Raw genomic sequence first — 12,714 nt, 5'->3', positions numbered from 1 at the left:
TTCTGGTTAACAGCTTGTTATCTGCGTAATCATCATGTGACAAAGAATTCGATTTTTGTGAACACTTCCAAAGCTTATCTCTCTTTTTGTCTTAAATTTTGAGTAAATGGAGTTTTTGAGTTATTTAAGCCCTATATTCCCTTTTAAATAATAGGCTTAGACCATTATTTTTCACGAAACTTCAAGCAATTTCATCTATATTTAGGACATTAATTTCTGACCATAAAACAATCCTTTTTTACAATTATGTCTGATAGAACCATTGCCACACGCAAACGTATTGCGCTCATTGCACATGACAACAAGAAAGCTGAATTAATCGATTGGGTATATTACAATAGAGGAGTTTTGTCGCGCCATGAGTTGTTTGCTACAGGCACAACAGGAAAATTAATTGAAGAAGCCATAGACCGACCTGTTAAGAAATTTTTGAGCGGACCACTCGGTGGCGATCAACAAATTGGGGCGTTGGTTGCTGAAGGTAAAATAGATGTATTAATCTTTTTCTGGGATCCAATGGCGTCTCAGCCTCACGACCCAGACATTAAAGCTCTTTTACGCTTGGGGGTTGTTTGGAATATTCCAATGGCCTGTAATCGTGCGACCGCTGATTTTATATTGACCTCTAATCTTATCGCCGAAACCTACGAATCTGTACAGACAGATTATTCGGGATATTTGAATAGAAAGGTTTAAATATTATCAAGAACAGGGTGCGACTAATGTTACACCCTGTTTTGAATATAGTAATTTATGTAAAAATGCTCTTATTCATTCATTGGGGTAATTTTCAAAACTTGGTCTGGTGCATTCATCAGGAGATATAAAGTGCCGTCGGGTGCAAATTTTACATCTCTTATTCTCCCATAACCTTTCAAAAGAATTTCCTGCTCAAGAACTTTATCTCCTTCAATTACCAGTCGTCTCAACTCTTGAAAAGCTAACGAGCCTATGATGAGATTTCCTTTCCATTTCGAAAACTTGGGTGAAAAAGCAAAATCTATCGCACTCACCGCTATAGAGGGAGTCCATTGAGTTAGGGGCTTTTCGATACCTTCTTTTTCGGACTTATCAGAAATAATTTTTCCACTATAATCTACGCCATAAGTCACCAATGGCCAACCATAATTGGCTCCATTCTTGATGATATTCAGTTCGTCGCCACCTTTTGGTCCATGCTCGGTGGCATAAATACTATTTGTTTTAGGATGAATTGTGATCCCCTGTGCATTACGATTTCCCCAAGAGTAAATCGCCTGAAGAAACTGACCATTCCCAGCCAAAGGATTATCTTTGGGAATAGAGCCATCAGTATTAATACGGAAGATTTTACCCGATGGTCGAGTCAAAACCTGAGAATCCTCTCCCCGATTCATATCTCCAATCGTAAAAAACAAATGTCCCTTTTTATCCAAAGCCAAACGGCTTCCCCAGCGGGTTCCTCCTTTTACTTGTAATGAGTCATGAACTTGAAACAAGGTTTGTTCTTCCTGCCATTGATTCTCTTTAATTTTACCACGCACGATTTTAGTCATTCCAGCAGCCTTCGCGTCCAAGCTATTTTCTGAATTATGGCTTAATGCTAAATAGACCCAACCATTTTTAGTATAATCTCGGTCAAGCGCAATATCCATATAGCCTCCTAATATACTTTGGGCATACGTTGGTGGTGTATTTTTTACGGAAGAATCACTCAGTTTTCCATTTTTCATCCATGTTAATTCACCAGATTTCTCTGAAATTAATGCGGTATTATGATCAACAAACTCGATTCCCCAAGGAGTATTGAGACCACTGGTAACCAAACGCTCAACTTTTAGTTTATAATGTTTTGTTTCGACCATAAAGCTTTCCTCATATTGTCGCTCTTTCTTTGGTTTTTGCTGAGCATTTACAATAAAATCGGCGATTGATTCAATCTCTTTCGTATTTAGGGTATTTTCCCACTTAATCATTTCAGTCGTTGGAACTCCCTGCGTGATAGTTTTTATTAATGAAGTCTTGTCTCCTCCATGTTTCCATGAATTTTTAATCAATGCTGGTGCCGAGCTTCCTTGGAGTTGCTCACCATGGCAACCAGCACAATAAGTTTTATATAATTTTTCGCCAGATTGTGCCCAGACTGGCAAAGTCATTAACCACAACAACATATTCAGTAAAAAACCGAGTAAAATTTTCATAGCTGGTAATGGTTTAGTTAAACGAGAATTTCCCATTGGTTTACAAAGCATGTTTACCAATGGGAAAAGTGTATAAGAAAATGTATACTTTTTTACTCCTCATAAATCAACTCATCATGAAGTTGTTTGAGTTTTTGATAGTTAATTTTCAATTTCTCTCTATCGTAAGTAATCAACCCGTTGATTTCAGTTTCAACATCTGTTAGCTGTGTATAAACTGCGGCTGAAAACCCTAGCTTTTTTAGCTCCTTTATTTTGATAATCAACTGCTTGTAGGCCTCAAACAATTCATCCTCGGTTTTGAAACCTTGATAACTCCAAGCATTTTTTGAAAAAGTATGACCTACAACTGTATGTCCTAAACCACCAAATTCTCCGATTACTAAGGCGCGATGAGACTCCGTAGGGACTGCCTTCAAACGACTCCCATACATGTGGAAATCATGAGTGTCGCCCTCTCCTCTATCAATCCAGCCAGATGGACCATCTACTAAACGAGTTGGATCCAATGATTTGGTCCATTTCAATATTTCATTGGTTTTAAATTGTCCCCAACTTTCATTGAAAGGTACCCACATACAAATACTTGGAAAGTTATACAGTTGTTTGATAATCGCTTGCCATTCATCTTTAAAGAGAGCTTCTTCTCTGGCAGTGCGAGTCACATCATTATATTTCTTGGCTAAAAAATCGCCTTCAATCGAGTGGTCGTGGTCTTTTACAGGTACAATTTCATCATGCCCACTTGGCATATCTTGCCATACTAATAAACCTAGCTTGTCACATTGATAATACCAACGCAATGGTTCTATTTTCACATGTTTTCTTACCATATTAAAGCCTGATTTTTTCATCAATTCAATATCCGAAACCAAGGCCTCCTCGGTTGGCGCTGTATAGATACCATCTGGCCAATATCCTTGATCAAGTGGACCATATTGAAAAACAGGTTTATTGTTAAGAAACAGTCGATTAACGCCATTCTTATCTGGCATCATGGCAATTTTTCTCATCCCAAAATAGCCTTTGACAGCATCTATGGCCTTTCCATTACGAATAATACTCAATTCAAAATCATACAAATTGGGTTTTTCAGGTGTCCATAATTTTGCATTTGGAATCTTAATTTCAAGGACTTCTGAAGGGCTTGTTTGTGAAGAAGCTATTTTTTGCTTTTGGTTTAAAATCTTCACTTGAAATTTATCTCCAGATTTTAACCCCACTCCTTCAGGCTTTATAGAAACAGTATTTTGATCAATATCAGTGATAATCTTATAGGTTTCGATGTAAGATTCAGGAACAGTTTCCAGCCAAACCGTTTGCCAAATGCCAGTTACGGGTGTGTAATAAATACCACCGGGGCGTTTTACTTGTTTGCCACGAGCCTGTTGTCCATCATCAGTTGGATCCCACACTTTTAAGATTATTTCTTGTTGCCCAGTTTTCAAGAATGCCGTTATATCGAAAGAAAATGCGGTATAACCACCCTCATGCTTCCCGACTAATTTACCATTTATCCATACTTCAGCTTGCCAATCTACTGCCCCAAAATGAAGCAAAAGCTTTTCAGATGCTTTCAATGATTTTGTGGAAAATATTTTTTTGTACCAGAGACAATTATCCTTTCCAACGGTTTTTTGGACACCTGACAAATAAGATTCTACAGGGAAAGGTACGGTTATTTGACCTTGCCAAGATTGAGGTTTTTCTTGTACTGGTAAAATGGCGTACTCCCATTTTCCATTGAGATTTTGCCAATTTTTACGCTCCATATTGGGGCGAGGATATTCATTGAGTGGCAAGATAGCATTTACTTTTGCTGTCCAAGGCGTAGAATGAAGCGTTTCATCTGATTGTTGCGAAAGGCTTGAGAAAATGCTTACGGTCACTGCCATTAAGGTTATGAGAGACGTTTTTGTGTACTGGTACATCATTTTGAAGCAGTTAATTTTGGATTTAGTTTTCAAGAAATTGGGATTGTATTTGGAGAATGAATCGAAAAGATCTTCATCTTGAAGGCTAAACTATATAATTTGAAAAACATTCTTTTGATGGGACTTTCAACTTGATACGAATTGCATAAAGTTTGAATAATTAGTACAAACCGACTCAATTTACCTCAATATAAAAATGAGTCACTCCAAATTTTAGAATTAGGGTTATTTTCCAATTTTTATCAAAAAAAGCGCTCGAAAATTGTTTTTTCGAGCGCTTTTTTTGATACTATAATGTTTGATTCGTCAGCCTTAGACCCAAGACATTGCGTTTCTACTGGTAGAATATAGATTTTTAAGATAATCATTCACTCAATCGCAATTCACTAAATTAGAGATAAATCATGCGTGAATAAATAACAAACTTTTAATTCATCGAACTTCCCAAGAGTACTCTCAAATAATGCTCTAGGCGCTCAATATTTTGTTTTTGTCCTTCATCGGCCTTATGTGCTTTTACCACAATGTCGTACATTTCTGGAGTATCGAACAACATTGACCAGTCAATTTGGGTTTCGTCACCTTTTTCCTCAAAAAATACGGTTGTCGTAAAATGAGGGTTAAAATGTTCGAATACAATTTTATGATAAGGAATGATTTCCAAATAGATACTTCGATTGGGATAATTTTTCCCATCTGGACCATGCATAGTCATTTTCCATTCGCCTTCTTCCTGCACATCCATCACATGAATCGTAGACGTAAATCCAGCGGGTCCCCACCAGTTGACTATATGTTTGGGCTCAGTCCAGACCTTCCAAAGCAATTCGATAGGAGCATCGAAAGTAGTTATAGTTCGGAGCTCTTTGATACTAGTAGTATTCATTTTCATAAAGGGTTTAGCATTATCGTAGCTAAAAATAACCGAAATTTGACTAATACCAAAGTAATATAGCACTTTATCGATATTCTTTTAGGTTTGTAACAATCAATGTCCTTTTGTTACTTCATCAAAAACTTTACAAAAATTTGCTCCTCCTATCTTGATAATTTCGGGTTCTGTCAAGCCGAGTTTTAATAATTCTACTACTACGGTATAGAAATACCCCGAATGCTGAGATTCCCAGATTTCATTGGTACGTTCGCCAAAACGTTTTGACTGATTGTTACTATTATTCTGACGATTTTGGTTAGCATTGGGAGAACGATAGGCGGGAGTCAATTTGGTATCTGTTCCCAAACACACATGGTCAACTCCAACGACCTCTACCATTGCCTTGATATTTTGTGCATACGCCATTGGCGAGTCCGTTAAATGTCGCCAAACTCCAATTAAACCTCCTGCATTAGCCACAATTCTGGCTTGCTCTTGACTAATCAAACGTGGCATCATCATTTTCGCTATACTAGGATTTTGACCCAATTGTGTATTCAAACTCGTGTGTGATACAACCATAGGTTTGCTCGAAAGTTTGTGAGCATCGTTAATGGCAGCATCGCTACAATGCGTTAAATCAATCAAAATCCCTAATCTATTGCATTCTTTGACAACTTCCTTTCCAAAATCCGACAATCCATTAAATTTAGGAGGATTAGTATAGATATCGCCCAAGGGCACTGAGGCATCATTGTCGTGTAGAAGTCCTAATTGTCTTAGTCCTCGTTGATAAGCTACGCCTAAGCGTTCTATTTTACCTTCTAAAAAATGCCCTCCTTCTACCGATTGAATTACTGTTGGAGTACCAGCCTTGTGTGCTTTCTTAAGGTCTGAAAGGTTGTATGCTCTCTTAATCTGATTGCTTTCCAACATTTTATCCATAGCATCCAACCCATTCATAAAACGCTCGTAGGCTTCTCCTTCGTAGGTAAGTTTTTGGTAGTCTACCGCAAAAGTCATACAGATAGCAGAAAGCCCTGATTTTTTCATTTCCTGTTTTAGCGCTACCTCAGGACCAGGCAACTCCTCTTTTTTGAGAGGAACGTCTATGTGATTATGCGTGTCTATCGCAATAGTTTTATTGACGATAGCGACTATACGAGGATCTGTTTCATCGATGGCAAATGAACGTAAAGGTTTGAATAACATAATACCACCTATACCAGAGATAGCTGTCAAAAAATGTCTTCTTGTAAAAGCGTTTCGGGTTTGTTTCATGATTTGATTGTCTGAATTGTTAGCAATAATTAACTCGATAAAAGCTATCGATTGATTATTTTGACAAACACTTAGACAAGGATGTTGCTCAAATGTGAGTGTAACTTGGAAGGAAACTACTTTTTTTCGACATACATAATCTATAGCGCCATCATCGGAGATTTTTTGACCCCGAAAAACTGGTTAATACAAAAAAAGAAAGCACTAAGATATTGTAGCTATGCTCCTTAGTGCTTTCATATTTATTCCATTTAGATTCGATTAATAATATCATTTGCAACAGCCTTGAGTTCAGCTATAGAAGTTTTTTCTGAAAATTTATTTACTTTGAGTCGAATCATTTCATTCTTTTTTCTTGCGATAATGAGACAAAAATTTTTGCCATCACTATGAAAAAATGCTTCCTCTCCTACGCCGCTCAATGTCTCATACCCACTTTGCTGTTGGTTGCTTTTCTGGAATTCTGAATATAGTTTGATCGCCTCAGCTTCATTTTCATAGCTATCAAACATAAAATATAAGGCCTTTTGTGGGTTATCTACTGTACTTGACTTGGTCAAAAACTTACATTTGTATTCATGACCACCATTCTTTGATGCACTTGAACTTTCGGAAAGCTCACAGGATTCTCCCAAAATTCTTGTTGCTTCTTGTTGGGTTATTTTATGACCGCCAATAGCGGGAGCTACCAATGAAAAGATAGAGATTAATCCATATAGTATTATTTTCATAGCTTGAATAAGTTTAAGTTTTTTTAGAGATGCTATTTCTACTTAAATGTTGCACATTTAAGCCTAAAAATCAAACACTTAGCCTTCTATTTTTATATTGTCCAGGGGTCATGCCTGTAATAGACTTAAATACTCTTGAAAAATAAGAAACACTTTCAAAACCAGTTTGTGAGGCAATTTCATCAAAAGACAAATACCCTGTAATCATTAGGTACTGTGCCCGCTCAATTCGTTTATCAAGAATATAGGAAATAGGGCGCAAACCTGTTGCTTGAAGGAACAATCGCGAAAAATAATCAACGTGCATATTGGCTCTGGACGCCAGCAGGTTTACTGATATTTTTTGAGACATATTAAGCTGAATATAACTTATCGACTCCATTATTTTAGACGGAATATCAGAAGTATTTCTCTCTAAATCAGGCTCTTTATTCAAGAATTTTGCAATTAATTGATATAAAATTCCCTGCGTTTCGAAATGGCAAGACAATGATTGTTGATGGTTTAAATCTTGATATTCTTTGTAGTAAATATCTTTCTCATACACCTTGGGGTTGTCAGAACGGTTGATTCCTCTGCCAGGATTTATTTCTAGTAATCGCTTAAAATTGAAAATATCACCTTCGTTGGCACTTACTCTCATTACTTTTCGCTGATTGGCAAATAAGGACAATCCATTGCCTGATTCTTCAAAAAATTGAACAAAATACTGGCTCAGATATTCATCACAACTTAAATCACATACCGTAAAACTTGGAATGAGATACAAATAACCCGCTTCCAAATCGACCACACCTAGCGGGCTTGTAATTTTTCCTTTTCCTTCATCGATAAAATATAGTCTATAATAGGGACTAATCACGGTTTTGTAATTCCATTTTATTCCAAGTTTCACATAGTCTACATGCAGCAATGAAAAGAGTTGATTACTTGAAAAACTTCCCATAAATAAGTCTGATTTGTATAAATTAATCTAATAAAGCGATAGCCATCTTTTTCACTAAAAAAACAATCATTTAAGATTCAATACTAGATAAAATAAAGATTTTTCATAACCTTTTCTATGTAGTTTTATCTAAAAAATGGATATATATACCTCAAAAAAGTCTGATTTGTATAATAAAATCGCTGATTTATATAAGAACTAAACTGTCCTTGGCATTTAATTTTGCTTTATCAATTCAATGTATTTTGATAAACTATGAAAAGACGAGCGCTTTTAAAACAACTTGGTTTAGGCTTTTCAGCTCTTAGCTTGGCGAAGCCGACTTTTGCACAAAATTCTTTTGCAAATTTTTCAGGAGGTGAAAAAATCGCCACTGGAAGATTTACACCTGATTGGGCTTCTTTAGAGCAATATCAGGTTCCAAAGTGGTTTCAAGATGCCAAATTTGGTATGTGGGCGCACTGGGGTCCCCAATGTCAGGCGGAGGCAGGCGATTGGTATGCCAGAGGGATGTATCAAGAGGGCGACTGGCAATATAAATATCATGTAGAAAAATTTGGGCACCCGTCTAAGTTTGGGTTCAAAGATATTATTCATGAATGGAAAGCCGAAAAATGGAATCCAGATGAGTTGGTGACGCTTTACAAAAATACAGGAGCGAAATATTTTATTGGTATGGCCAATCACCATGACAATTTTGATATGTACGACAGTAAATATCAAAGCCAATGGAACTCTACCAAAATGGGTCCTAAGAAGGATATTATCGCTGGCTGGGCAAAAGCTGCCAAAGCCAACAATCTTCCTTTTGGCGTAAGTATCCATGCAAGTCATGCTTGGCGCTGGTACGAATCTGCACAAAGAAGTGATAAAAATGGCGCATTAGCGGGAGTTCCTTACGACGGAAAACTGCGTAAATCTGATGGAAAAGGACAGTGGTGGGAAGGTCTTGACCCACAAGATCTTTATGCTCAAAATCATGACCTTAGCGAGAATAGTCTTCAGAATGGAGCGATTCACAAACAATGGGAATGGGAAAATGGGGCCAACAGACCATCAAAAGAATATATTGAAAAGTTCGTAAATCGAACCATTGACCTCATCAATAAATATGACCCTGATTTGTTGTATTTTGATGATACCAAACTTCCATTTTGGCCAATTAGTGATGCGGGATTGCGCATCGCAGCCCATCATTACAACATGAGTATCAAGCGTCATGGAGAGTTAAGAGCTGTTATTAATGGTAAAATCTTGGATGAAAACGAGCGTAAAGCCATGGTTTGGGATATCGAACGTGGACAAGCTAGTGACATTCAACCTTTTGTTTGGCAGACGGATACCTGTATCGGAAGCTGGCACTATGATCGTGGCGTTTATAATCGAGATGGCTATAAATCAGCTAAATCTGTCATTCATGCTTTGGTAGATATTGTTAGCAAAAATGGAAATTATTTGCTCAACGTACCCGTACGTGGCGATGGAAGCATTGATGAAAAAGAACGTAAAATTGTAGAAGAAATCGGGCGTTGGATGGCCGTCAACAGTGGTAGTATTTATGGAACAAGACCATGGAAAATCTACGGCGAAGGTCCTTCTACTCAAAACGAAGCCAAACTAAACGCACAAGGTTTCAATGAAGGTAAAACGAAATATACTGCTGAAGATATTCGCTTCAATACTTTGGGAAATACGCTTTTTGCTACGGTAATGGATTGGCCTTCAAATGGAAAAGTGGTTATCAAAAGCTTAGCTCAAAATAGCCCTTTACATGCACAAACCATCAATAAAGTTGAGTTTTTAGGAAATCAAAATCAGGCTTTGAGTTTCGAAAGACTTTCAGATGGCTTGCATATCCAATTTCCAGAAAACAAGCCAGTAGATAGCTACGCGAATGTCTTGAAAATTTCTTAGTAAATAGAAATTCAATATTAAAACAACGAATTATAATCCTCTTTGTAAATTCAAGTAAAAAGAAGTTAAAAGTATATCAGTTATTGGATTACACTCATAATCAGGAGGATATTACCACAGATAGCAGTAGAGACGCAATGATTGCGTCTCAAGCAGGGTAAAATCTGGGAAGGTTTCATCAAAAAGCGGTCGGAAAATATTTTCCGACCGCTTTTTTGATGAAACCTTGGAGAATCTTAAAATTCGGGATGGCTCATGTTTTTGATCCTATATTTCAGAATAACACCTTTTCAGACGCAAAGCATTGCGTCTCTACTAGTAAAATTCATATTTAAAATAATCACTCATGCGCTCAATCACTCAATTAAGAATGACTCTATTTTACCCTTTCATTTTGAGTTATGAAACCGATGGATGTAATTTTCCGATTCTAACCGTTGTGAGCAACAACATCACAAAAGTTCCCATCGAAAAATAGCCTAAAGCTAAGTCTGGTTGAGTAGCAGGATGTAGCATATTTACGACACCATAACTCAAACCCGAAGTCAGAATAAAGGCGACTCCTCCAGTAAATCCACCCGAAACGCCCGCAATTTTAGGAAAACGACTCAGACAATACGTAAAGTAATTGTTAAAGGTAAAGCCAGCCGCTAAGTGTATAAAAAAGGCAAACACAAGCAGAGTGTAAAGGTTTTGCAGCCATTGCGAAGAAATATACATCGCCAAAATCAAGGTAGTTTGTAACAAACTTGCTAATTGTATTTTGGGTAAAAATGGTTTATTCATCAAAGCACGTCCCAAAAAACCTCCCAACATCCATGCTATTCCCATAATCAAGGAAGCATATCCAACAGTCACAGGAGTATATCCCAACTGATGCTCAATGATAAAAGGTGCACTTAGGTTGAAAAGAAAAATCATTCCGTAACTAAGTCCCACAACTAACAGACCTAAAAAGAAATCAGGAGTTGCTATCATTTCCTTAAAATTACCTAGCAAATTACGACCATTGAAGGCTGTCTTTTTACGAATAGTTTCTCCCGAAAACAAAAACTCTAACACTCCTATCACACCGCTATATACTGCCAATAGGTAGAAATTAGATTGCCAGCCAAAATGTTCTTGTAAGTAGCCCCCAATGAAAGGTGCCACAATCGGACCAGCCGACCACACGATGGTCATCAGACTCAAATATTGTCTTCTTTCTTCGCCCTCATATACGTCTACAAAAAAAGCTCGCTTGGCAACAATCGCAAAAGCTGAGAGAATTCCTTGTACCACACGCATTGCATAAATCATGTATATATCTGTACTTATGGCAGTTATCCAAAAAGATACCATAAACAAAAACAACGATAGTGTCGACAACTTATAACGCCCGAAAGCATCGAGAATACTTCCTACAAAAAACTGTGCAATAGCATAGCTCCCCAAATAAAGGGATAGTGTCAGTTGAATACTGTTTTCTGCCTGACCAAAATATTTTGCCATATAGGGCATCGAAGGCAAGTAAATATCCGTTGCCAAACCCGACATCGGTATTACTGCAAATGCTAACAAAGTAGCAATAACTCTATTTTTTTCCTGAACCGCTTTCATGATCTTATTTTAAGGGACAAAGTAAACAGGCACAAAGTGTATGAAGTGATTATTTACTAAGCGCTTTTCCAATAAACAGAACTTTTCACTTTGTGCCTATGTGCCTTATCACTGTTCACTACTAATTTTAATTCAAAATTATAGGACAAAAAGAAGGCTACAAAAGAAGATTCAAACAAGAAATTATAAAATTCAAACAAGTTCTAGTTTTCTTAACTCTTTTGGTTTGTTCCCTGTAGCTTTTCTATAAAAATTGTTGAAGTAAGCAGGATATTCAAATCCCAAGCAATAAGCTATTTCGGCAATAGCCCAATCGGTATAAGTCAATAATTGATTGGCTTCCAACACAATCCTGTGGGCAATATGCTCAGTTGTGGTTTTTCCTGTAATAGTTTTTACTGCACGATTCAAATGATTAACATGCAGGTTCAATGTATCGGCAAAGTCTTTTGCGGTGGTCAACTGCAATTGATTTTGCATAGAATCAATAGGAAATTGACTTTCCAATACATCAAAAAATTGTTGAGTAATACGAGCATTCGCATTTACAGGAACTTCTTGTTGGGATTGATTAAAGGACTTTAAAGCATAATGAACAATCAAATGCAAATAATTTCGCATAATATCCTGTTTATAAGCATAGTTACCCAAACTTTCGCATTTCATTTTTTGAAATAAGTCTAATATTTCCCCAACACTTTTTTCATCAATAAAATATACTTTTTCGGTATTCATTTGAAACATAGGCAGCTCTGTCAACAAATTGTCTCGTTGATGAATAAAGGCTTCATTAAAAATACAAAACCAACCTTGTTGTAAATCAGATATTGATTGCCAATAATAGGGCAATGTAGGATTACTAAACAAAAGTGCTGGCTTATCGATATATATCGTTTTGTCAGCATATTCAACACGACCCTCTCCTATTACAAGCGTTACTTTATAATAATCTCTACGAGAATATGGCAATAGATTTTTACAATCTCCTCTTTCAAAAACATTGATATGAGGCGTATTATGACTAATAGATTCCCTTGGTTGAATCTCTAGTCTCTGATAAAATTCTTGTAAATTCTCCGTTACTTTCATATCAATAAATTATAAAATTCAAACTATTCACTTTTGTGTCTATTTGTACAAAATGTATTTTTTCAAGAACAAGTTCCTCAATACAGTCAGTTCTTTAGAATTTAATCTTTAATTTTATCAGGTCCGTTTCTCAGAACAGAAATAGACTCTTTTACGGTATTCACTC

The 12,714-nt window shown here is 36.7% G+C and carries 10 protein-coding genes; 2 read left to right on the top strand and 8 right to left on the bottom strand.

All coding sequences use genetic code 11. From position 1 onward, the window contains the following. The first annotated feature begins 246 nt into the window (after window positions 1-246). Window positions 247-696: a methylglyoxal synthase gene (locus tag QM481_RS09780; protein ID WP_166553087.1), complete on the top strand. Its 450-nt coding sequence runs from the start codon at window positions 247-249 to the stop codon at window positions 694-696. A 71-nt stretch (window positions 697-767) separates the two neighbouring features. On the opposite strand, the gene QM481_RS09775 is transcribed toward QM481_RS09780, so the two are convergent. The 6 genes from QM481_RS09775 to QM481_RS09750 form a co-directional block, all read right to left on the bottom strand. Continuing rightward, entirely contained in the window at window positions 768-2,180 is a 1,413-nt protein-coding gene (locus QM481_RS09775; protein ID WP_283381613.1) for a PQQ-dependent sugar dehydrogenase, read from the bottom strand. A 92-nt stretch (window positions 2,181-2,272) separates the two neighbouring features. Beyond that, complete coding sequence (locus QM481_RS09770; protein WP_283381612.1) at window positions 2,273-4,114, bottom strand: glycoside hydrolase family 2 protein; 1,842 nt, start codon at window positions 4,112-4,114, stop codon at window positions 2,273-2,275. Between the two features lie 427 nt (window positions 4,115-4,541). After that, window positions 4,542-5,000, bottom strand: a complete 459-nt coding sequence (locus QM481_RS09765) for an SRPBCC domain-containing protein (RefSeq protein ID WP_205690995.1) — start codon at window positions 4,998-5,000, stop codon at window positions 4,542-4,544. A 102-nt stretch (window positions 5,001-5,102) separates the two neighbouring features. Continuing rightward, entirely contained in the window at window positions 5,103-6,269 is a 1,167-nt protein-coding gene (locus QM481_RS09760) for a dipeptidase (RefSeq protein WP_283381611.1), read from the bottom strand. Window positions 6,270-6,520: 251 nt separating this feature from the next. Continuing rightward, complete coding sequence (locus QM481_RS09755) at window positions 6,521-7,000, bottom strand: hypothetical protein (protein WP_283381610.1); 480 nt, start codon at window positions 6,998-7,000, stop codon at window positions 6,521-6,523. 70 nt (window positions 7,001-7,070) lie between these two features. Beyond that, complete coding sequence (locus QM481_RS09750; protein WP_283381609.1) at window positions 7,071-7,946, bottom strand: helix-turn-helix domain-containing protein; 876 nt, start codon at window positions 7,944-7,946, stop codon at window positions 7,071-7,073. Window positions 7,947-8,201: 255 nt separating this feature from the next. On the opposite strand from QM481_RS09750, the gene QM481_RS09745 reads away from it, so the two are divergent. Beyond that, window positions 8,202-9,860, top strand: a complete 1,659-nt coding sequence (locus tag QM481_RS09745; RefSeq protein WP_283381608.1) for an alpha-L-fucosidase — start codon at window positions 8,202-8,204, stop codon at window positions 9,858-9,860. 399 nt (window positions 9,861-10,259) lie between these two features. Here QM481_RS09745 and QM481_RS09740 read toward each other — a convergent pair whose 3' ends face one another. Beyond that, on the bottom strand, window positions 10,260-11,459 hold the full coding sequence (locus QM481_RS09740; RefSeq protein ID WP_283381607.1) for an MFS transporter: 1,200 nt from the start codon (window positions 11,457-11,459) through the stop codon (window positions 10,260-10,262). 192 nt (window positions 11,460-11,651) lie between these two features. After that, complete coding sequence (locus QM481_RS09735; protein ID WP_283326519.1) at window positions 11,652-12,548, bottom strand: helix-turn-helix domain-containing protein; 897 nt, start codon at window positions 12,546-12,548, stop codon at window positions 11,652-11,654. Between the last annotated feature and the right edge of the window lie 166 nt (window positions 12,549-12,714).

Source organism: Flectobacillus rivi (genome assembly GCF_030056655.1).
Lineage (GTDB): Bacteria > Bacteroidota > Bacteroidia > Cytophagales > Spirosomataceae > Flectobacillus > Flectobacillus rivi.
The sequence above is the reverse complement of the archived record's forward strand: the minus strand, read 5'-3'. Positions and strand labels throughout refer to the sequence as shown.

Bases quoted from the DNA above. Each gene is read 5' to 3' on its own strand.
- QM481_RS09780 (WP_166553087.1), top strand. From the start codon at position 247: ATGTCTGATAGAACCATTGCCACACGCAAACGTATTGCGCTCATTGCA.
- QM481_RS09775 (WP_283381613.1), bottom strand. From the start codon at position 2,180: ATGAAAATTTTACTCGGTTTTTTACTGAATATGTTGTTGTGGTTAATG.
- QM481_RS09770 (WP_283381612.1), bottom strand. From the start codon at position 4,114: ATGATGTACCAGTACACAAAAACGTCTCTCATAACCTTAATGGCAGTG.
- QM481_RS09765 (WP_205690995.1), bottom strand. From the start codon at position 5,000: ATGAATACTACTAGTATCAAAGAGCTCCGAACTATAACTACTTTCGAT.
- QM481_RS09760 (WP_283381611.1), bottom strand. From the start codon at position 6,269: ATGAAACAAACCCGAAACGCTTTTACAAGAAGACATTTTTTGACAGCT.
- QM481_RS09755 (WP_283381610.1), bottom strand. From the start codon at position 7,000: ATGAAAATAATACTATATGGATTAATCTCTATCTTTTCATTGGTAGCT.
- QM481_RS09750 (WP_283381609.1), bottom strand. From the start codon at position 7,946: ATGGGAAGTTTTTCAAGTAATCAACTCTTTTCATTGCTGCATGTAGAC.
- QM481_RS09745 (WP_283381608.1), top strand. From the start codon at position 8,202: ATGAAAAGACGAGCGCTTTTAAAACAACTTGGTTTAGGCTTTTCAGCT.
- QM481_RS09740 (WP_283381607.1), bottom strand. From the start codon at position 11,459: ATGAAAGCGGTTCAGGAAAAAAATAGAGTTATTGCTACTTTGTTAGCA.
- QM481_RS09735 (WP_283326519.1), bottom strand. From the start codon at position 12,548: ATGAAAGTAACGGAGAATTTACAAGAATTTTATCAGAGACTAGAGATT.